The 19,603-nt window shown below is 73.3% G+C and carries 21 protein-coding genes and 1 pseudogene; 9 read left to right on the top strand and 13 right to left on the bottom strand.

The window, feature by feature from the left end:
* Nucleotides 1–15: 15 nt before the first annotated feature.
* The 3 genes from ACZ6B1_RS28950 (at nucleotide 16) to ACZ6B1_RS28940 (ending at nucleotide 4,298) form a co-directional block, all read left to right on the top strand.
* Nucleotides 16–957 carry a MurR/RpiR family transcriptional regulator gene (locus ACZ6B1_RS28950; protein ID WP_468783134.1) on the top strand — a complete coding sequence of 314 codons (942 nt, stop codon included), beginning with the start codon at nucleotides 16–18 and terminating at the stop codon, nucleotides 955–957.
* Nucleotides 958–1,412: 455 nt separating this feature from the next.
* Entirely contained in the window at nucleotides 1,413–1,787 is a 375-nt protein-coding gene (locus ACZ6B1_RS28945; RefSeq protein WP_199213095.1) for a hypothetical protein, read from the top strand.
* Between the two features lie 117 nt (nucleotides 1,788–1,904).
* Nucleotides 1,905–4,298 carry a SpoIIE family protein phosphatase gene (locus tag ACZ6B1_RS28940; protein WP_468783133.1) on the top strand — a complete coding sequence of 798 codons (2,394 nt, stop codon included), beginning with the start codon at nucleotides 1,905–1,907 and terminating at the stop codon, nucleotides 4,296–4,298.
* Between the two features lie 40 nt (nucleotides 4,299–4,338).
* Here the strand turns inward: ACZ6B1_RS28940 and ACZ6B1_RS28935 are convergent, their stop codons facing one another.
* From ACZ6B1_RS28935 to ACZ6B1_RS28925, 3 genes are all read right to left on the bottom strand, one after another.
* Nucleotides 4,339–4,821 (bottom strand): flavin reductase family protein, encoded by a 483-nt coding sequence (locus ACZ6B1_RS28935; RefSeq protein ID WP_468783132.1) that lies wholly within the window; start codon nucleotides 4,819–4,821, stop codon nucleotides 4,339–4,341.
* Between the two features lie 140 nt (nucleotides 4,822–4,961).
* Entirely contained in the window at nucleotides 4,962–5,720 is a 759-nt protein-coding gene (locus ACZ6B1_RS28930) for a peptidoglycan-binding domain-containing protein (RefSeq protein WP_468783131.1), read from the bottom strand.
* 75 nt (nucleotides 5,721–5,795) lie between these two features.
* Nucleotides 5,796–6,638, bottom strand: coding sequence for an ATP-grasp domain-containing protein (locus ACZ6B1_RS28925; RefSeq protein ID WP_468783130.1), 843 nt, complete (start codon nucleotides 6,636–6,638; stop codon nucleotides 5,796–5,798).
* A 161-nt stretch (nucleotides 6,639–6,799) separates the two neighbouring features.
* On the opposite strand from ACZ6B1_RS28925, the gene ACZ6B1_RS28920 reads away from it, so the two are divergent.
* Together ACZ6B1_RS28920 and ACZ6B1_RS28915 are read left to right on the top strand one after the other, a co-directional pair.
* Nucleotides 6,800–7,522 (top strand): TetR family transcriptional regulator, encoded by a 723-nt coding sequence (locus ACZ6B1_RS28920; protein WP_468783129.1) that lies wholly within the window; start codon nucleotides 6,800–6,802, stop codon nucleotides 7,520–7,522.
* Between the two features lie 189 nt (nucleotides 7,523–7,711).
* Entirely contained in the window at nucleotides 7,712–8,128 is a 417-nt protein-coding gene (locus tag ACZ6B1_RS28915; protein ID WP_468783128.1) for a Zn-ribbon domain-containing OB-fold protein, read from the top strand.
* A gap of 58 nt (nucleotides 8,129–8,186) precedes the next feature.
* Here ACZ6B1_RS28915 and ACZ6B1_RS28910 read toward each other — a convergent pair whose 3' ends face one another.
* Nucleotides 8,187–8,573: a PPOX class F420-dependent oxidoreductase gene (locus ACZ6B1_RS28910; RefSeq protein WP_468783127.1), complete on the bottom strand. Its 387-nt coding sequence runs from the start codon at nucleotides 8,571–8,573 to the stop codon at nucleotides 8,187–8,189.
* 58 nt (nucleotides 8,574–8,631) lie between these two features.
* The gene (locus ACZ6B1_RS28905) at nucleotides 8,632–9,810 is read right to left on the bottom strand and encodes a MalY/PatB family protein (RefSeq protein ID WP_468783126.1); all 1,179 of its coding nucleotides are present in this window, start codon (nucleotides 9,808–9,810) and stop codon (nucleotides 8,632–8,634) included.
* Nucleotides 9,811–10,010: 200 nt separating this feature from the next.
* Between ACZ6B1_RS28905 and ACZ6B1_RS28900 the strand changes: the two genes are divergently transcribed.
* Nucleotides 10,011–10,841, top strand: coding sequence for an SAM-dependent methyltransferase (locus ACZ6B1_RS28900; protein ID WP_468783125.1), 831 nt, complete (start codon nucleotides 10,011–10,013; stop codon nucleotides 10,839–10,841).
* A gap of 150 nt (nucleotides 10,842–10,991) precedes the next feature.
* Entirely contained in the window at nucleotides 10,992–12,377 is a 1,386-nt protein-coding gene (locus ACZ6B1_RS28895; RefSeq protein WP_468783124.1) for a S1 family peptidase, read from the top strand.
* A 109-nt stretch (nucleotides 12,378–12,486) separates the two neighbouring features.
* Here the strand turns inward: ACZ6B1_RS28895 and ACZ6B1_RS28890 are convergent, their stop codons facing one another.
* The 6 genes from ACZ6B1_RS28890 to ACZ6B1_RS28865 form a co-directional block, all read right to left on the bottom strand.
* Entirely contained in the window at nucleotides 12,487–12,672 is a 186-nt protein-coding gene (locus tag ACZ6B1_RS28890; RefSeq protein ID WP_451214492.1) for a hypothetical protein, read from the bottom strand.
* Nucleotides 12,673–12,856: 184 nt separating this feature from the next.
* On the bottom strand, nucleotides 12,857–13,552 hold the full coding sequence (locus ACZ6B1_RS28885; RefSeq protein WP_468783123.1) for a L,D-transpeptidase: 696 nt from the start codon (nucleotides 13,550–13,552) through the stop codon (nucleotides 12,857–12,859).
* 209 nt (nucleotides 13,553–13,761) lie between these two features.
* Nucleotides 13,762–14,676 (bottom strand): SDR family oxidoreductase, encoded by a 915-nt coding sequence (locus tag ACZ6B1_RS28880; RefSeq protein WP_468783122.1) that lies wholly within the window; start codon nucleotides 14,674–14,676, stop codon nucleotides 13,762–13,764.
* 101 nt (nucleotides 14,677–14,777) lie between these two features.
* Complete coding sequence (locus tag ACZ6B1_RS28875; RefSeq protein WP_468783121.1) at nucleotides 14,778–15,407, bottom strand: MBL fold metallo-hydrolase; 630 nt, start codon at nucleotides 15,405–15,407, stop codon at nucleotides 14,778–14,780.
* Nucleotides 15,407–16,495, bottom strand: coding sequence for an S-(hydroxymethyl)mycothiol dehydrogenase (locus tag ACZ6B1_RS28870; RefSeq protein ID WP_468783120.1), 1,089 nt, complete (start codon nucleotides 16,493–16,495; stop codon nucleotides 15,407–15,409). The genes ACZ6B1_RS28875 and ACZ6B1_RS28870 overlap by 1 nt, the downstream gene beginning before the upstream one ends.
* Nucleotides 16,496–16,660: 165 nt before the next feature.
* On the bottom strand, nucleotides 16,661–16,960 hold the full coding sequence (locus tag ACZ6B1_RS28865) for a hypothetical protein (protein ID WP_468783119.1): 300 nt from the start codon (nucleotides 16,958–16,960) through the stop codon (nucleotides 16,661–16,663).
* A 174-nt stretch (nucleotides 16,961–17,134) separates the two neighbouring features.
* On the opposite strand from ACZ6B1_RS28865, the gene ACZ6B1_RS28860 reads away from it, so the two are divergent.
* The gene (locus ACZ6B1_RS28860) at nucleotides 17,135–17,500 is read left to right on the top strand and encodes a nuclear transport factor 2 family protein (protein WP_468783118.1); all 366 of its coding nucleotides are present in this window, start codon (nucleotides 17,135–17,137) and stop codon (nucleotides 17,498–17,500) included.
* A gap of 248 nt (nucleotides 17,501–17,748) precedes the next feature.
* Here the strand turns inward: ACZ6B1_RS28860 and ACZ6B1_RS28855 are convergent, their stop codons facing one another.
* The gene (locus tag ACZ6B1_RS28855) at nucleotides 17,749–18,771 is read right to left on the bottom strand and encodes a CU044_5270 family protein (RefSeq protein ID WP_468783117.1); all 1,023 of its coding nucleotides are present in this window, start codon (nucleotides 18,769–18,771) and stop codon (nucleotides 17,749–17,751) included.
* Complete coding sequence (locus tag ACZ6B1_RS28850) at nucleotides 18,764–19,327, bottom strand: RNA polymerase sigma factor (protein ID WP_468783116.1); 564 nt, start codon at nucleotides 19,325–19,327, stop codon at nucleotides 18,764–18,766. Before ACZ6B1_RS28850 ends, ACZ6B1_RS28855 begins: the two co-directional genes overlap by 8 nt.
* 106 nt (nucleotides 19,328–19,433) lie before the next feature.
* On the opposite strand from ACZ6B1_RS28850, the pseudogene ACZ6B1_RS28845 reads away from it, so the two are divergent.
* A pseudogene (locus ACZ6B1_RS28845) lies at nucleotides 19,434–19,603 on the top strand (aa3-type cytochrome oxidase subunit I); the annotation flags it as partial.

The following is a 19,603-nucleotide window of genomic DNA, read 5'->3' as shown; positions in this document are numbered from 1 at the left end:
CTATGTTGAGTGGTCGTGGGAGACAATGGAGGCGGGCAGGCGCCCTCGCCGCAGCAGGCACGCGCCCAGGCATCAGCGATCACCTCGGGCAAGACCGTGCCGGAGGCCGAGGCGGCACCGACCTCCCAGCTCAGGGAACTCTTCGACGGACCGCAGCTCTCGCCGGGGCAGCGCCGCGTCGCCCAGTACCTGATCGAGCACATCACCGAGGCCGCGTTCCTGTCGATCACCGAACTGGCGGACCGCGTCGGCGTCAGCCAGCCCTCCGTCACCCGCTTCGCGGCCGCCGTCGGCTTCAGCGGCTACCCGGCGCTACGGGAGAAGCTCCAGTCGATCGCGCTCAGCAGCCTGGCCGGCGGGCCCGGTGAGGAGAACCGGGCCAACGAACTGCAGGCCGCGGTGGACGCCGAACTCCAGAACCTGGAGAACCTGCGCCGCGACGTCGCCGACCCCGACCGGGTGATCCGCGTCGGCCGGGAGCTGTCCCGCTCCAGCCCGCTGACCGTCCTGGGCCTGCGCATCTCCGTCTCGCTGGCCGAGTACTTCGGCTACGCCGCCCGTCGCATCCACCCCGACGTGCGGCTGGTGACGCGGGGCGGCAGCGTGGCCTACGACACCCTGCTGCAGGCCCGGGAGGCGGGCGGCACCTGGGTGCTGGCGTTCTCCATGCCGCGGCACGCGCAGGAGACGCTCACCGCGCTCCGGGTGGCCCGGGAGGCGGGGCTGAAGGTCGCGCTGATCACCGACCTGGCGCTCGGGCCGCTGGCCGAGGAGGCCGACATCGTCTTCGCCACCGGCACCGGTTCCCGGCTGGTGTTCGACTCCTACGCCGCGCCCGGCGTGCTGGCCGCGGCGATCCTCCAGGCCATGACCGACGCCGATCCCGAGCGCACCCAGGCCCGGCTGGAGAAGTACGAACACGGCGCCGACCAGCACCACTTCTTCCTGAAGGACTGAACCTTCCGCCGGGTGGTCCGGTGCGCACCAGATCTTCCCGCCGCGCGCAGCCGGCACGGAAATCCTTCGCCGTACGGGGATCATTCACCGCATACCGCGCATGAATGTTTTCATACGTCTTGCCAAGCCGACGGCATATATAAATACTGCTCACGGATCGCACCCGGCGCACTCCGGGACGGTCCGCCCCCGCGGGCCCACCGCCTGCGGCACCGCCCCGAGAAGGACGACGTACCGCATGCGCATGCAAGCCCGCCCGACGCGCCGGTTCCCGTCGTCCGGGGCTCCCGCTCGGACATCCCAAGCCGCCGTTCCCTACCCACGTCGGCGCCAGGGATGTCCGGTGGCGCACCGCCGAGGCGGTGCGCCAGTGGCGGCCCCGGTCATCCCCTAGGCCGGGGCCGCCCCAACCGGCGGACCACCCTCAAGACGCCGCACACCGGAAGCGAAGAACCATGCCCCTGACCACCACGCGCATCAGCCCCGACTGGCCCTGTCAGGTCAAGATGCCGGGCACCTACGACTGGGAACGCTCGGCGGCCAAGTGGCTGCGCGAGCTGATCCCGGCGCGCTACGGCAGCTACCCGGCCATGATCCGGCACCCCGTCCTGCTCGCCCGGCACGCGCAGATCCAGGTGCAGCAGGAGATCCGGGTGGCGCGGACCGCCCTGCAGACGGCCCGCGCCGAACTGCCCGTCCTCGGCCTGCCGGAGTCGGTCATCGAGCACACGATCAAGCTGTACGCCGCCGAGATCATGCAGCTCCAGCACATCGCGCGCAGCGTCCGCGCGGTCAGCGAGGCACTGGCCGGACGCGGCACCGGCCGCTGACCGGGTACCGCCCGGCGCACCGGCCGCCCCTCGCCGGACCACCTGTTTCCAGCCGTTACGTCCGCCCCGTCGAGCGGGAGAAGCGGATGCGGCAGACGAGTGATCGAACGGGCCCGGATGTGCGATGCTCATCGCGTGACGAGCGAGCCCGCGCCCCCCGTGGACCCCGGCCCGCGCGCCGATGTGGCGGCGCTGGCCAGAGTCGTGGCCCGGCAGCGCGCGGAACTGGAGCGGCTGCGGGAGCAGGCCGCGACGTCGGCCCTGCTGGAGCGGGCCACGGGCGCGGTGATGGCGTCGACCGGCTGCTCCCCCGACGCCGCGCACGACGCACTGCTGCGGGGCGCCAGGACCGGCAACCGCACGCTCCTCGAGGAGTGCTGGCTCACCCTGGGTGCCCTCCGGCCGGCCGAGCGGGCCACCCCGAGCGTGGTCCAGCCGCCTGCCGCCGGCCGCTGGGACCCCCCGCTCCCCGGCACCGGCGACTTCGCCGACGTACTGGGCCGCGTCGGCCGGGCCCTGGTCCGGGTCGGCTCCCCACAGGAGCTGGCCGGATGCCTGCTGGAACACCTGGCGCCGGAGGTGGGCGCCGACGCCGTGATGCTCTACGAACGGCTGCCCGGGGGCGGACTCGAACTGCTCGGGCACGCGGGCATCGAGCCGACCCTCGCCACACAGTGGCACCGTGTACCGCCCGTGTCCGGTGTCGCCCCGCTCGACGCCCTGCGGTCCGGCGAGCCGCGTTGGCTGGAGGATCCGGCCGCGGACCGGGAGCGGTACCTGCTGATCGGCGAACCGCCCGAGCGCTGGCCGTCGCGGGCCTGGCTGCCGGTGCCGGCCGGGAACACGGCCGGCGCCGCCCTCGGCGTGCTGCGCCGGCAGGACGGCCCCTTCGAGGCACGCGAGCGGGAACTGCTGCGGGCCGTGGCCCGGCTGTGCGCGGGCCGGCTGCGGTCCTTCGACGCCGCGCCGGACAGCCCCGACGACGCCGCCACCCGGACCGTGCAGACGGTGCTCGGCGCCCTGCCCGGGGCGGCGATCCTGCTGACCCCGCTGCGCGCCGCCTCCGGCGAGGTGGAGGACTACCGCATCGACGCCGCCACCCCCGACGCGGTCGACGTGTTCGGCCGGACGGGCCGGGAGATGGTCGGCAGGCACATCCTGGAGAGCTATCCGTCCGTCGCGGCCGAGCCGCTGTGGCACGGCTACCTGGACGCGCTCACCACCGGGGCGGCGTTCGAGAGCGAGCCGTTCGCCTACCAGGACATCACCGACGCGGTGCCCGTGACCGGCACCTACTCGGTACGGGCGGCGCCCCTGGGCGACGGGCTCCTGGTGTCCTGGCTGCGGCACGACCCGGCGGAGCTCCAGGAGCAGCGGCTGTCGGACGTCCAGCGGCTCGGCAACCTCGGCTGGGCGAACTGGAACCTGGTCACCGAGGAGATCGCCTGGTCCGCGCAGGCCTTCGCGGTGCTGGGCCGCGACCGCACGCGCGGACCGGTCGCCCTGGAGGGGCTGCCCGCCCTCGCGCTGCCCGAGGACGCGCCCGTTCTGGAGCACGCGATCACCGAACTCGCCCGGCGGGCGCAGCGGTTCGACGTGCCGTTCCGGATCCAGGGGCCGCTGGGGGTACGGCACCTGAGGATGGTCGCGGAGGCCGTGACGGAACCGGACGGCACCCTCGCCGAGGTGCACGGCTTCGTCCAGGACCTCACCGCGCAGCGCAGCGCCGAACTCGCACTCGCCGAGAGCGAACGCGCGATGCTGCTGCAGCGCGGGGTCCTGCAGGCCGAGCGGGCACTGGCCACCCGGCTGCAGCACGCGCTGCTCCCGCTGCCCAGCAAGCCGGTCCGACTGGCCGGACTGCGCATAGAGGTCGCCTACCTGCCCGCCCAGTCCGGTGTCCACGTCGGCGGTGACTGGTTCAGCGCCATAGAACTCCCGGAGGACGCCGCGCTGCTCGTGGTCGGTGACGTGGCCGGTCACGGGGTCGGCGCGGTGGCCACGATGGCGCAGCTCCGGTTCACCGCCAAGGGCATGGTCAGCACGGGCTCCTCGCTGACCGGCGCGCTCGCGCGGCTCAACCAGCTGCTGCTGCAGTCCCGGGACACCCGGAACACGGCCACCATGGTGCTCGCCCGCTACGACCGGGCGACCCGGATCCTCTCCTGGACCCAGGCCGGCCACCCGCCGCCGCTGCTGGTGCGCGACGGCGGGATCCGCTACCTCGACCGCCCCCGCGGCATGCTGCTCGGCGCCGGCGCGTCCCCCGTCTACGAGTCGGCCGAGATCCGCCTGGAGCCCGGGGACCGGCTGCTGCTGTACACCGACGGCCTGGTGGAGCGCCCCGGTGAGGGGATCGACGCGGGCCTCGCCCGGATGGCCGAGGCAGTGCTCGCGCACGAGTGCGGCGCCGACGGATCGCTGGAGGCGCTGCTCGCGGCGATGCTGCCGGGCGAGCGGCGGGACGACGTGTGCGTGCTGGACATCCGGCTGCCGCTGGAGGAGGAGTAGCGGGGTCCGCCCTTCCCGGCCGTCCCCGCGTGCCGCCGGTTCAGTCCACCGGGTGTCCGGGCTCGATCCGTGTCGCGTCGGACAGCCGGAGCAGGGGCCCGCCAGGGCCCTCGCCCCCCTGCAGGGGATCGAGGACGAAGCCGACGTGATCGCCGCCGTCGGTGCGGTGCAGGATGGTGCCGACGAACCAGGCCGCCGCGTCCCGCAGCACGACGGCACCGTCGGGTCCCTCCCGCCAGGACACCCGCGCGAACCTGTCGACCTCGTCACCGGTCCCGCCGCCGAAGGTCTCCAGGAGTTCCCCCTGGTCGCCGGTGAGCAGATGCACGGCGAGGCAGCGTGCGGCCCGGGCCACCTCATAGGTGCGGTCGGCCTTGGACAGCCACACCGCGAACCGCGGCGGCCGCTTGGAGCACTGCGAGGCGAAGCCCACCAGACAGCCGGCCCGCTCACCGCCCACCGCGGCCGTCACCAGGCACAGGTCCGGATCCAGCCGCCGGAAGAAGCCCCTCACGTCCGTCATGCCGCCCAGCTCTCGTCCGCACCGTCGCCCTGCCCGCCTTCGTCGCGGACGCCCGCCGGAGGTCTCGGGTGTGGTGAGCGTGCCCCGGGCGCGCGGAGCCGAACCACGGGCGGGTGCGAACGGGTCCCGGCGCCGCCGGGTCAGCCGCCGGTGCCCGAGACCGTCCGGGACTCCAGCGACCGGCGGGTGTCGTCGCCGTAGACGCCGGTCTCGTCGCCCCTGATGCCGTACCAGAGCTGGAAGCGGGCCACGGCGGCGGTGAGCACGGCGTCGTAGGTGCCGCTGGTCGAGCCGTCGCGGTAGACGTCGGGGACGCCCAGCAGACGCCGCTGCAGTTCGGTGACCTCGGGGCCGGTGTCGCCCTGCCGGAGGGTGCCGGGGCCGTCCGGGTCGGTGGAGGGCGTGCCCACGGGGGCGGCCGGGGCCGGGGAGGCCGGGGCCGATGCGGCGGGGCGGGAGGGCTCCGGGGCGGCGGTGGCGCCCTGCCGGGCGGGGAGCAGCAGGGCGCAGCCGAAGCCGACGAGCGCGGCCGCTCCGACCGCCAGGGCGACGGCGGCACGGCCTCGTCCGGCGCCGGGGCCACCGGGTCGGGGTGCGGCCGGGACGGGCGACAGCTCCTGCGTCTCGTCCTCGGCGCTGCGGAAAGCCCAGGGCACGGTGCGGCCCGGCCCGGGTGCCGTCCCGAAGGACTCGTACGCCGCATGCCCGGACGGTGCCGGCGAGGCTGGTCCCGGCCCGTTCGGCTGCGGCCCGCTCGGCTCGGGCCCGTTCGGCCCCGGTTCCGGGTACATCTCCCGCATCAGTTCCGCGAGGGCGTCGAAGCGGCGCGGGCGCAGGACGCGGACCGGCTCCAGAACCGGTCCGCGGTGCGGCTGTTCAGGGTCGGGCGGTGTCGGCACTCTGCTCTCCCTCCGTCCCGTGCGTACGCACGTCCGCGGTCCCGGCGTGAGATACGGCGGGGACGGCGGCCCCGTTCAGGCGGGGACGGGCGCCTGCTGGACGAACCGGCCCAGGGACGAGGTCAGCGCGCCGACGAAGGCGTCCCGGGCCGCCTCCGGCAGCGCGTCCAGGGACAGGTAGGGGTTGAGGTCCTCCAGTTCGACCAGCAGCAGCTCGCCGTCCGGGGCCCGGCAGGCGTCGACGCGCTGGATGCCCTGGCCGAGGCCGTTCCAGTCGATGAAGCGCCGGGCGAACTCCAGGTCGGCGGCGGTGGCCGGGTACGGGGTGAGCTCCCAGCGGCGCTCCGGGTCGGGGGCGTAGAGGGCGTACTGGAAGTCGTCGTCCACGAAGTAGAAGGACACCTCGTACGCGAAGTCGACGCACGGCTGGATGAGGACCGTGCCGTCGGCGAACCCGGTGAGCCGGCCGGCGGGCAGGATCCGCAGGCCCAGGGAGTCCGCGCCGAGCTTGGGCTTGACGACGTAGCGCTCGGCGGCGGGGAGCCGGTGCAGGTCCGCGACGCGGTCGACGGTCGGTATGACCGGGAAGCCCGCGGCGCTCAGGTCGAGCAGGTACTGCTTGCCCACCATGTCAGCCTGGCCGGTGAGCGGGTTGTACACGCGGGCCCCGGCGGCGAGTGCCCGCTCGCGGAAGGCCTCGTACTCCCTCTGGTAGCCGAGGACGGGCCCGCTGTTGCGGACGACGACGGCATCGTAGCCGTCCATGAGCGCCGCCGCGTCCAGCGGGTGGCACAGGGCGAGGTCGAAGTGCTCGCGCAGCCGGGAGGTGAGGAGGATGTCCTCGTCGCAGTAGCGGCGCCCGCGGGCCGGATACGCCAGATCGGTGACGTAGAGAATGCGGGGGCGGGCGGCGGGCATGGGGTCTCCTGGCGGAACGGGACGCGGAACGGGGTCCGGCGGCGGCTGCGGAAAGGTTACGCCCTGCCCCGACCGACTTAGTACAGCACTCAGTTCCCTCATTCAGGGCTGTTGGCTGCACTGAGTGTCATCGATCCGTGTCTGGTGCTACGTTCCCGTTCATGAGCTCCAGCAGCGCGGCGGCGGCCGCGAAGCCGCCGATGCGGGACGCCCTGGTCGCGGCGGCCTTCCAGCTCTTCCTGGAACGCGGGTACGAACAGACCACCGTGGACGACATCGTGGCGCTGGCCGGGGTCGGCCGCCGCTCGTTCTTCCGCTACTTCCCCTCCAAGGAGGACGTGGTCTTCCCCGACCACGAGCGCTGCCTCGCCGACATGACCGCGTTCCTCGCCGCGAGCGCGGCGGACGCCGAACCGGTGCGGCGGGTGTGCGACGCGGCCCGGCTGGTGCTGGGGATGTACGCGGAGAACCCGACCTTCTCCGTGCAGCGTTACCGGCTCACCAAGCAGGTGCCGGGCCTGCGCGCCTACGAGCTCTCGGTGGTGTGGCGCTACGAGCGCGCGCTCGCCGAGTACCTGCGGCGCCGTTTCGCCGGACGGCCGGACGGAACGCTGCGCGCCGACGTGGTCGCGGCCGCCGTGGTCGCCGCGCACAACAACGCCCTGCGCTCCTGGCTGCGTTCGGACGGCAGGGGCGACGCGGGCGCGGAGGTGGACCACGCCCTGGGGTACGTGCAGGCCGCGTTCGACCAGCAGGTGCGCGTGAGCCCCGCGGAACAGCCGGACGACGGACAGCCCGACGACGTGGTCGTGCTGGTGACCCGCCGGGCCACCCCGCTGTGGCGCGTGGTGCAGGAGTTCGAAGCGCTGACCGGCCGGGCCTGACCCTCCCCTCCCGTGCACGCCCGCGCCGCACACCGGACCTCCACAGAATTGGGGTACGGAGTGCCTTTACGAGTGACACTGAGTGCCATAATCTGTGGGCGTGCACGGTGGCACCGCGGCCGTGCACAGACGTGCGCGGCCTCAGGCCGGGCATGCGGGATTCCGGCCGAGCGCAGGGAGTTGACCAGCGTGTACCACCACTCAGCAAGCACCTCCATTCCGGCGGCCGGCTCAGCGACGGGCCTCCTCGAGCCCGTCGCCGCGGACTCGAGGGACGCCATCACCTTCCAGCGCTGCACCTGGTGCGGCACCGCCATGTACCACCGGCTGCTGTGTCCGGTGTGCCAGGGCAGCGAACTGCGCACCGAGCGCAGCGAGGGCACCGGGACGGTGCGCCACTCCACCGTGGTGCACCGCAACACACCCGCGGCGCGGAATGTGTCGCTGATCGAGATGAGCGAGGGCTTCGTCGTACGGGGCCGGGTCATGGGCCCGCCGATCGGTATACACAGCGGGGACCGGGTGCGGCTGTCCACGGCCAAGGACCCCGTGCGCGGTGAGCCGGTCTTCCAGTTGGTCGACGAGCCCTACCGCGCCTGGAGCTGACGCCCGGCCACTTCCCGCCCGCCTGCCGGCCACCGGGGCCGCCGGGGCGGCGGCCCGCTCAGGGCCCGAAGGTCACCCGGATGCCGACCGTGCCGTCCGTGCCGCGCCGCAGCCGGCTGCCCAGCAGGGTGAGCCGGCCGAGGATGCCGTACTTGCGGGCGATGAGCGCGCGGTAGCGGGCGGTAGTGGCCGCGTCGGTGATCTCGGCGGTGGCCGGGACCTGGCCGCCGGTGGGACGGCCCCGCACGTCACAGGGGCCGACGAGGACGTCGGCGCGCCGGCGGATCCGCTTGACCTTCCAGCTGTCGGCGGTGGTCCACACGCCGAGGCCGTCCCCGTCCCGGACCACCCAGACGGGGGTGGCGACCGGGGTGCCGTCCTTGCGGTAACTGGTGACCAGCAGGTACTTGCCGGCGGCGAGGCGGTCCGGCCGTGTGTCGTCCATGCCCGGCAGTCTAGGAGTTCGCGGGCCGTTCGGGCGCGTGTGCGGGCCGCCGGGGGACTCAGGCCGCAGCGGCGGCCATCCGGCGCACCCCCTCGGTGAGGATCTCCGGCGAGGTCGCCAGGTTGAGCCGGGCGTGCCCCGCGCCGCCGGTCCCGAACAGCAGGCCGGGGCTGAGCGCGACCCGGCCGCGCTCCAGGAACACCGCGGCGGGATCGTCGCCGAGGCCCAGGGCGCGGCAGTCGAGCCAGGCCAGAAAGGTGGCCTCGGCCGGCTCGTAGCGGATCGCCGGGAGGTGCTCGGCCAGCAGCCCGGCGAGCAGGCGGCGGTTGGTGTCGAGCCCGGCGAGCAGGGCGTCCAGCCAGCCGGTGCCGTCGTTCAGGGCGGCGGTGTGGGCGATCACCCCGAGATGGCTGGGACCGTGGCTCACCTCCTCGGGCATGCGGGCCAGGTCCTCGGCGGCACCGGGTCCGGCGAGGGCGAGCGCGGCCTTCAGGCCGGCCAGGTTCCAGCCCTTGGACGCCGACATCAGCGACAGCCCGCGCTCGGCACCGGGCACGCTCAGGTACGGCACGAAGCCCGTACCCGGGGCGACGAGCGGCGCGTGGATCTCGTCCGCGACGACCCGGACGCCGTACCGCTCGGCGAGCTCCGCGACGGCGGCGAGTTCGGCGGCGGTGTGCACCGTGCCGGTGGGGTTGTGCGGGCTGCACAGCAGGAAGGCGGCCCTGCGGCCGTCCGCGGCCGTCTCCTGGAAGGTCCGCGCCAGCCGGTCGAGGTCGATGCGCCCGCCGCGGTCCAGCGGGGACTCCACCACCCGGCGGTCCAGGTGGGTGACGAACTGGTAGAACGGCGGGTACACCGGCGAGTTGACGACGACCGGGTCACCGGGCCCCGTGACCAGCTTCAGCATCTCGACCACGCCGAGCATCACGTCCGGGACGATCGCGGTGCGCCCGGTGTCGATCCCGTCCCAGTTCCAGCGCTCGGCGGCGAAGCGGGCCAGCGCCTCGGCGTACGCGGTGCCCACGGGGTAGCCGGTGTCCCCCAGGGCGAGCGCGTCGGTGAGGGCGCGGACGACGGGCCCGGCGAGCGGCACGTCCATCTCGGCCACCCACAGCGGCAGCACGTCCTCCGGGTAGGTGCGCCACTTCATGCTCGTACGACGGCGCAGCCGCTCGAGACCGAGGGCGCGCAGCGGGTCGGGTTCGCCTGGTGTGCCGTGCGGGATGCTGGTCATGGGGCTCAAGATAGGCGGCCGCCGTCGGCGCGGAAACGGGGCATGCCGGACAGGTGGGGCGCGTGGCGCGGGCGAGACCGCGGGCCGGGCCCCGGGGCGCCCGCGGATTGCCCGGGTCGCGCCGCGTGGATCAACTCGGGCGTCTAGATTGCGTCTTGACCGGTGCACCTCACACATCAGGCGACCAGGAGCTGACCCACGTGACCGACAACCCGGCAGCCACCAACGACGTGGCCGTGTCGCTGCGCGCCCGTATCAACACGGGCCAGCCGCACACGGCCCGGATATGGAACTACTGGCTCGGCGGCAAGGACAACTACGAGGTCGACCGCGCGGCCGGCGACCAGATCCGCGGGCTCCACCCGGGCATCGGGGACTACGCGCGCGCCGACCGCCTGTTCCTGGGCCGGGCGGTGCGGCACCTGGTCGGCGAGGTGGGCATCCGGCAGTTCCTGGACATCGGCACGGGGCTGCCCACCGCCGACAACACGCACGAGGTCGCCCAGCGGGTCGCACCGGACGCGCGGATCGTGTACGTCGACAACGACCCGCTCGTGCTCGCGCACGCCCGGGCGCTGCTCACCAGCACGCCGGAGGGCCGTACCGACTACCTGGACGAGGATCTGCGCAACGTCGACGCGATCCTGGAACACGCCTCCAAGACACTGGACTTCAGCAAGCCGGTGGCACTGATGCTGCTCGGCGTGGTCATCTTCATCGGCGACGAGGAGGACCCGTACGGGCTGGTGCGGCAGTTGACCGACCGGTTGCCGGCCGGCAGCCATCTGGTGCTGTCGCACACCATCACCAGCCCGGCGATGCCGGACGTGGACGAGGCCGTCAGGTTCTGGAACGAGCACGGCACTCCGAAGCTGACCCAGCGCAGGCCTGAGGACGTGGTCCGGTTCTTCGACGGTCTGGAGCTGCTGGAGCCCGGCGTGGTGTCGTGCTCGCGCTGGCGCCCGGACGACGACGCCGGTCCGGAGCCGGAGGAGGTCGCCATGTTCGGCGGGGTGGCGCGCAAGGGCTGAGCGGGCGCGGAACCCCGGGGCCGGATGGATCGCCGCCGCCGGTGAACGCCGCCGGGCCGGGACACGTACTGAACGCCGGGCGCCCGACGCCGGTCGGGGCCCCCGCGGTGCCGGTACGGGCATCGCGCGTCCGGTGTTCGGGAGCCATGCATGAGGCACGCACGACGACGGGTCGTGAGGCGGGTGACACGGCTGGCGGCGGTCGGCGGACTCCTGCTGGGGGGCGCGATGGTCGCACAGGCCGCCATGGCGAGCGAGACACCCCCGGCGTCCGCCCGGCCGCTCCGCTCGGCGGGGACGGCCGGTGACCCCGGTGCCGCGCTCGTGGCGCGGCTCGGCACGGAGCGGACGGCGGGGAACTGGATCGGAGCCGACGGCCGTCCGGTCGTGGCGGTGACCGACGCGGACGCGGCACGGACGGTACGCCGGGCGGGGGCCGAGGCGAAGGTCGTGCCGCACAGCATGGACGAGCTCAGGTCGGCCACCGGCACGCTGCGTTCGGCACCCCGGGTCAGCGGCACCGCGTGGGCGGTGGACTACCGCACCAACCGGGTCGTGGTGCGGGCCGACCGCACGGTGTCGGCGGGCGACTGGTCCCGGATGAGTCAAGTGGCCTCCGGGATCGGGGACTTCGTGCACATGGAGCGCACACAGGGCACCTTCACCGCGCGGCTGAACGGGGCGCAGCCCATCCTGTCCACCGGCGGCCGCTGCTCGGCGGGGTTCAACGTCACCGACGGGCAGCGCGACTTCATCCTGACCGCCGGCCACTGCGGACCCTCCGGGTCCACCTGGTTCGCCGACAACCAGGGCGACCGGCAGCTCGGCAGGACGGTGAGCAGCAACTTCCCCGGCAGCGACTTCTCACTCGTCCAGTACGACTCGGGCCGGGCCGGTCCCGGCGCCGACGTGGTCGCGGTCGGCGGCGGCAAGGGCGTGCGGATCACCGGGGCCGCCGATCCGTCGGTGGGTCAGCGGGTGTTCCGCAGCGGCAGCACCAGCGGGCTGCGCGACGGGCAGGTGACCGCCCTGAACGCGACCGTGAACTATCCGGAGGGCACCGTCACCGGGCTCATCGAGACCAATGTGTGTGCCGAGCCCGGCGACAGCGGCGGTCCGATGTTCTCCGAGGGCGTCGCGCTGGGCGTCACCTCGGGCGGCAGCGGCGACTGCACCACGGGCGGTACGACCTTCTTCCAGCCGGTGACCAAGGCGCTGACCGCGCTGAACGTCAAGCTCCTGGTGTCGGCCGGGAACGGCGGCGCGGGGCAGGGCGCGGCGTCCTCCCCCGCGCCGTCCGCCCCGGCCTCACGGGGCGCCGCCGCACCGAGTGCCGCCTCGCCGGGCTCCTCGGCGCCGGTCACGGGCGGCGCCGAGGGCCGGACGCTGCTGGCCCGGCTCACGGACACCCGGAACGTCGGCCCCGGGCTGCTGGTGGTCGCGGGCAGCCTGATCGCCCTCGTCGCGACCCGGTACATCCGGTCCGAGCAGGACCGCAAGGCGTACCAGCGGCACTACTCGGCGACGTGGGGCTGAGCGGGCGGGGGCGGACGGGAGCCGTTCGGCTCCGGGAGGTACGACGAGAAGGGCACCCGTGCGCTCACGGGTGCCCTCGGCGGTACGGCCGGGAAGGCCGCCGGTCGGTTCAGGCAGCCCGGTCGGACTGGGGGGCCGCCAGGGCCCACTCCATCACGAGGCGCTGGTACTCCGCGCGCTGCTCGGTGGTCAGTGTCCCGCCCGACCGGCGCCACAGGGCCCTGATCTCCTCGTTGACCTCCGCGGCCGATCGCTCGGAGGCGGCTGCAACAGTGGTGGACATGTTGTGAAGCATATGCCGGTCGGAGTGAAGGCGCTGTGAGTAAGCGCACTGGATGCGGACATATCGGACCGTGTTACTCATCACGTCAATGAGCTGGGCGAGCAAGCCAGTTGACATCCCCGGGTGTCGGGGCGCGACAGCCCGGCAGCCGGCGGCGCCGTGATCGGGATCACAGCGCCGTCCAGCCCTCCGTGGCTCAGGTGCCCGGCTTACGGCCGTACACGTAGACGTCGTCACCGTTCTTCAGCAGCGACCAGTACTTCTTCGCGGTGGCGGTGGTCATGTTGACGCAACCGTGGGAGCCGGGCGGGTTCCACATGCTCAGGCCCACCGAGTGGAAGGCCTGACCGCCGTCGAAGAACTGGCTGTAGGGCATCGCCACGTTGTAGATGGTGGAGACGTGGTCGATGTCCCGCCAGTAGATCTTCTTCAGACCGGTGCGGGTCTCGTAGCCGTCACGGCCGGTGCGTACCGGCACCGGTCCGTAGACCAGCCTGCTTCCGTCCTGGATCCAGCTGAGCTGGAGCGTGAGGTTCACGCAGGCGATCCGGCCCTTGTTCACCGGGCACTTGCCGTCCCTGTTCGGGTTGCTCCCGACGGCCTTCTGCTTGTTCATGAGATCCATCACGCCCCAGGTGACGGGACCGGCGTAGCCGATGTTGGGCGTGATGCCGTGCTTGTTCTGGAAGGCCTGGATGGCCTTGCAGTCGGTGGAGGACTGCTTGCCGTCGACCGGCCGGCCGAGGAACTTCTCCACCTGCTTCTGGTACGGGCCCGCCTGTGTGGTGCAGCTCGCGGCCTGGGCCGGCGCCGCGGTGAAGGCGAGCGTGAGCGGCGCCACCAGTCCGGTGACGCCCAGTGCGACGACACCGCGTCTGCGTATGTCCCCCATGTCGGCCTCTTCCCCTTGTCCCCTTGCGCCCGGGGCGTGCCCGGGTGGTTCCCTTCGCGATTCCCGCGGTTCCGGACTACTAGACCTGCCGGGGCGCCGGAGGGTTGTGGTTCCGGCCACGCTGTGACGAAACGGTGAACTTGGCGGCTTCGGGGAGGCGGGGGATGCGGGGGCCGCGTGCTCGGCCGAGGGCGGTGCGGGCCCCGGGCTCAGCGGTATCCGGTGGTGTCGGCCGGCCGTCCCGGATCCTGCACCTCGGCCAGGTACCGCCAGGCGTCGGGGCGGCTGCCGTCCAGGTCGGTGAAGCCGTACACCCGGGCGAGCCCGCCGCTGGACAGGGACTGCCCGTTGAAGCGGGACACCTCGGGGTCGGCGGCCAGGGCGGCGACGGCGCGGCCGGTGAAGCGCGGGGTCTCGGAGATGGCGAAGTGCGGTTGGCGGGCGAGGGCGTCGCGCCAGTTTTCCTCCCGTACGCCGTAGGCCTCCAGCATGATCTCCGAGCGCATCCAGCCGGGGGTGAGCGCCACCGCGCTCGCGCCGCGCGGGCCCAGCTCGTGGCCCAGGGCGAAGGCCATGCGCAGCACGGAGGCCTTGGCGAGGTCGTAGAAGAGGTTCACACGGTAGGTGTCGCGGTTGTAGTCGGCGGTGCCGTCGGTGACCTCGACCACCAGGCCGCCGGGGTGGCGCAGCAGCAGCGGCAGCGCGAAGTGGCTGGTGATCGCGTGCGTCTCGACGGCGAGGCGGAGCAGCCGGAGCCCGTTGTCCAGGTCGTGCTCCCAGACCGGCGTGTCCCACTCGAAGAGCTTCTCGCCGCCCCAGATGTCGTTCACCAGCAGGTCGAGGCGGCCCCGCTCGTCGGCGATGCGGTCCACCAGGGCCCGTACCGCGGCCGGGTCGAGGTGGTCGACGGGCACGGCGACACCGTGGCCGCCGGCCTCGGTGACCAGGTCGGCGGTGTCCTCGATGGTCTCGGGGCGGTCGTACTCGGAGCGGCGGGCGCGGGTGCTGCGTCCGGTGACGTAGACGGTCGCGCCGGCCGCCCCGAGTTCCGTGGCGATGCCCCGTCCCGCGCCCCTGGTCGCCCCTGCCACCAGTGCGACCCTGCCCCGCAGCGGACCTGGCATGTCCGGCCTCCTGTACGTGTACGACTGCTGTCGTCGTCCACTCTCGCGGGGAAGCCGGACATCTCCTGTCACCTTATTACCGCGTTTCGGCGGTGCCGGGGTCAGTGCCCGCGCTTGATCCACTCCTCGAGGTGGGGTGCCTCGGCCCCGATGGTCGTGGACTCGCCGTGTCCGGTGAGGACCTTGGTGTCCGGCGGGAGGGTGAGGAGCCGGTCCCGGATGGAGTCGATGATCGTCGGGAAGTGGGAGTACGAGCGCCCGGTGGCGCCGGGACCGCCCTGGAAGAGGGTGTCACCGGTGAACACGGCCCCGAGTCCGGGGTCGTACAGGCAGACCGCCCCCGGCGCGTGACCGGGGGTGTGCAGGACGGTCAGATCGGCGCCGGCGGTCTCGATGACCTGTCCGTCGACCAGGTACCGGTCGGGCTCGCGGTCCGGGTGGGTGAGCCGCCACAGTGGCATGTCGTCGGCGTGCAGCCAGATGGTGGCGCCGGTCAGGTCGGCGAGCGCGGGCGCGGCGTCGATGTGGTCGTTGTGGGCGTGGGTGCACACGATGGCGGCCAGGCGCCGGTCGTCGACGGCGCGGGCGATCGCCTCGGCGTCGTGGGCGGCGTCGATGACGATCACCTCCCGCTCGTCGCCGACGATCCACACGTTGTTCTCGACGTCCCAGGTGCCGCCGTCGAGGCTGAACTGGCCGGAGGTCACCAGGCGTTCGATGCGCACGGTCATCAGAGGACCACCACCGAGCGCAGCACGTCGCCGTGGTGCATCCGCTCGAACGCCTGCTCCACCTGGTCGAGTTGGATGGTCTCGGTGACGAACGCGTCCAGCGGCAGCCGGCCCTGCAGATGCAGGTCGACCAGCATGGGGAAGTCCCGGGAGGGCAGGCAGTCGCCGTACCAGGAGGACTTCAGGGAGCCGCCGCGTCCGAAGACGTCCAGCAGGGGCAGTTCGAGCTTCATCTCCGGGGTGGGCACGCCGACGAGGACGACGGTGCCGGCCAGGTCACGGGCGTAGAAGGCCTGCTGGTAGGTCTCGGGGCGGCCGACCGCCTCGATGACGACGTCGGCGCCGAAGCCCCCGGTCAGCTCGCGGATCGCCTCGACCGGGTCGTTCTCCTTGGAGTTGACGGTGTGGGTGGCGCCCAGCGTGCGGGCCCTCTCCAGCTTGCGGTCGTCGATGTCGACGGCGATGACCCTCGCCGCCCCGGCGAGGTTCGCCCCGGCGATCGCCGCGCCCCCGACGCCGCCGCAGCCGATGACGGCGACGGAGTCGCCGCGGCCCACGTTGCCGGTGTTGATCGCGGCGCCGATACCGGCCATGACACCGCAGCCGAGCAGTCCGGCCACGGCCGGTGAGACGGCCGGGTCCACCTTGGTGCACTGTCCGGCCGCGACAAGGGTCTTCTCGGCGAACGCACCGATTCCCAGCGCCGGGGAGAGCTCCTGCCCGGTGCCGGCCAGGGTCATCCTCTGCTTCGCGTTGTGGGTGTTGAAGCAGTACCAGGGCCGGCCGCGCAGACAGGCCCGGCAGTTCCCGCACACGGCACGCCAGTTGAGGATCACGAAGTCACCGGGGGCCACGTCCGTGACGCCCTCGCCGACCGACTCCACGACACCGGCGGCCTCATGGCCGAGCAGGAAGGGGAAGTCGTCCGAAATGCCACCCTGTTTGTAGTGCAGATCGGTGTGGCAGACGCCGCAGCCCTGGACGCGTACGACGGCTTCGCCGGGCCCGGGGTCCGGGACCACGATCGTCTCGATCCGTACGGGCTCGTCCTTCCCCGGTGCGATCACGCCGCGTACTTCCTGCGCCATGGTCCGGCCCCTTCCTCGTAGTGCGTTCGGTGCGACCCTACGCGCGAACCGCGGGTGGCGGCACGGAGCACGACCGGAAGAGTGGATCTTTCGGCCCGGCGATACGCCGGGCCGGTCCGGGGGCCGTTCCCGAGCGGGACGACCCCCGGACCGCGGGGGTCGGGTTCAGAGGCCGGGGAGCAGACCGGTCACGGGCGCGACCAGATCCGTGAGCTGGCTCAGTTGACCCACTCCGTCCGGTGCGCCGATCTGGTTCAGACCACCCAACTGCTCGGAGACCTTCGGGATCTGGCCCTGCTGGTCGGCGGGAAGTCCGGTGGTGGCGAGCGAGTCCAGGGTGGCCATCGGGCTGATCCGCCCGGTGTCCGGTGCGCCGTTGTCGGCCGCACTTGCCATGGGTGCGGCGAGGCCCGCGAACCCGGCGGCGAGACCGACGGCGGCGACGATGCGTCGTGTTGAGATCATGCCCTCAGCAACGGTGCCGGGCCCCGGCCGGACACGGGCACCGGGCGGTGCTCACTCGTCAGGCGGACCGGGCCGTCTGCGTTTGCCGAGCCCGCCGGGGCGGAGGAGTCTCGGAGATGGGGCTCGCGCCGCCCTCTTCCCGCCGGGCCGCGGGCGCCTGAAGGAGGTCACACCATGGGCACCGCGACAGGCTCCAGCTTCGACACCGAGACACTGCGCCGGGGCATAGAGGGGACCACGGGGAACACCCTGCTGTCCCTCTACGCGGACGACGCGCAGATCCGCATCATCGACCGCAACACCCAGCCGAGCCATCCCAAGATCCTGCGCGGCCGCGGCGAGATCGCCGCGATGCTCGACGACGTCTACAGCCGCGACATGACGCACAGGCTGGACCGGTGCGTCGTCCAGGGCGATCAGGCCGCCTACTGCGAGTCCTGCGAGTACGGAGACGGTACCCGGGTCCTCGCCGAGTCGATGATCACCCTGCGCGATGGAAAGATCGCCGAGCAGATTCTGATCCAGGCATGGGACGAGTAGGGAGGAAGACCGCGAGGGTCCAGGTCGGCGCGCGGCTGACCTGGACTTTCTCGGCCCGGGCGGCACGGGGGCGGGCCCGCCCGCGGCGGTCCGCGCCGGTGTCCGCCGCGGGTGTGCACCTGTCCGCCGCCGTCGTCCGGTCGGTTCTGCGGGCCGTGCGTCCGCGTCCGCGCCCCGCGCTGCCGCGCCCGTCCCGGACCCGGCGGATCCGGTCCAGGTGAGCCGGGCGGCAGGCGGCCGGGGTGTGATCAGCGCATCCAGGCGCTGTAGCCCATGACGGCCCCGGCCTTCACGCCGTACTCGGGGGCGTCCTCGGTGAAGGTGTCCTCCATGCCGAGGACGGCCCCGGTGCGCGGTTCCAGGATCAGCATGTGCCGGATGCCTCCGGTGTCGTGCACGTACGCGTGTCCGGGGCGGCCCAGGCGGTCGGTCACCTCGCCGGCCGGCCTGAGGCCCCCGGTCCCCGCGAACAGCCGGACGACGGCCGCCGACTCACGGGCGCCGAGGGTCCAGTGGTCCAGCAGTTCCGCTACCGCGTCGAGCAGTTCGGCGGTGCTCAGCGCGGCCGTGCCGCGGTCGGTCCGGGGGCGGGCGATCTCGGTGAGGTAGGCGCGCAGGCGCGCCGCGGTGTGCGGCGGGGGCGCCTCGGGCGGGGCGTCGCTCCACATCGGCGGGTACGTGGTCCGGCTGATCACATGGCCGTCGGCCACCAGGTGCGGCTCGCCGCCCTCGTCGGTGAGGACAGGGCGGCCCGGCCGGCGCGGGTCGGTCGCCACGACCAGTTCGGTGTGGCTCGCGTCCGCCCGCCAGCGCACCACCCGCTCCTCGGGGAGGGTGACGGGGGGCCCGCCGTCGCTCATGCCGAGGCTCCACGACTGCACGTGCGTGCCCTTGCGCAGGTCCGGGGAGCCTGCCGCGGCGGCCGCGTCGGCCAGGGCGACCATGTCCCGCAGTGGTACGGGCGCGGAGCCGGACCGAACCGCCAGCGGCCGCGGCGCGGCCACGGCCCGCGAGGTGCCCGGATCACCGAGCACGGCGTTGACGGCGATCACCAGGACGACGGCGGTGGCGGCGAGCCCCCAGGCCAGCCTGGCGCGCCCGCCGCGGCCGGGGAACACCGGGAGCTGCCGGACACGGTGCCGTGGGCTGGGTTCGTGCAGCAGCCGCTGGAGCCGGTGCTCCGCGCGCGCGTCCAGGGGGCCGTCCGCGAAGTGGGGGCCGTCGTCCGGCACCGGGTTGGCGCGGCGCAGGAGTTCGAGTTCGTCAGCCATGTCGGTCGTCCTCGCGGGTGGTCGCGTCGGCGGGGGCGGTCGCGGCCGCGACCGGGGGGCGCAGCCGGTCGATCTCGGTCCTCAGCCGGTTCCTGGCCCGGTGCAGCCGCATGGCCGCCGCCCGGCTGCCGCAGCCGAGGGCGACCGCGATCTCGTCGGCGCCGAGTTCCTCCCACGCCGCGAGGCGCAGCACCTCCTGGTCCGCCGGGGACAGCCGGCCCAGCGCCTCGTGCACCCAGGCGCCGGGGGCCTCCGCGTCGGGGCCGGCCGCGACGTGCCGGGCGTGTGCGGCCTCATCGTTGCCGAGCCGGTCCACCAGCCGGCGCCGGCGCCCCTGACCGCGTACCGCGTTCGCCAGGCAGTGGCGGGCCACCCCGTACAGCCAGGGCAGCGGCGTCGCGGGCAGGTCGGCCCGGCGGCGCCAGGCGACCGTGAACACCTCCGCCACCACTTCCTCCACCTCGTCGGCCCGCCCCCGCAGCCGCCTCGCGACATAGCGGCTGACCGCCCAGTAGTGCTCGCGATAGGCAGCGGCGAAGATCTCGTCGTTGCTCATGCTCGGTTCGTGTCCGGCACCGACCGGATCGTCACACCCTTCTTCCGTGATCCTTCTCGCGCCGTCCGAGTGTGACCGATGGGCCGGGTGCCGACAGAGGCGGGACGTGAAGAGGATCAGAGACATCAGGGCCGTGCGGTGGCTGACGACCACCGACCACAAGACGATCGGGACGCTGTACCTGGTCACCTCGTTCGCGTTCTTCCTGATCGGCGGCGTGATGGCGCTGCTGATGCGCGCCGAGCTGGCCCGTCCGGGCCTGCAGATCATGTCGAA

It is taken from the genome of Streptomyces sp. NPDC041129 (assembly GCF_055592265.1).
This window is presented reverse-complemented; position numbering and strand designations above follow the sequence as displayed.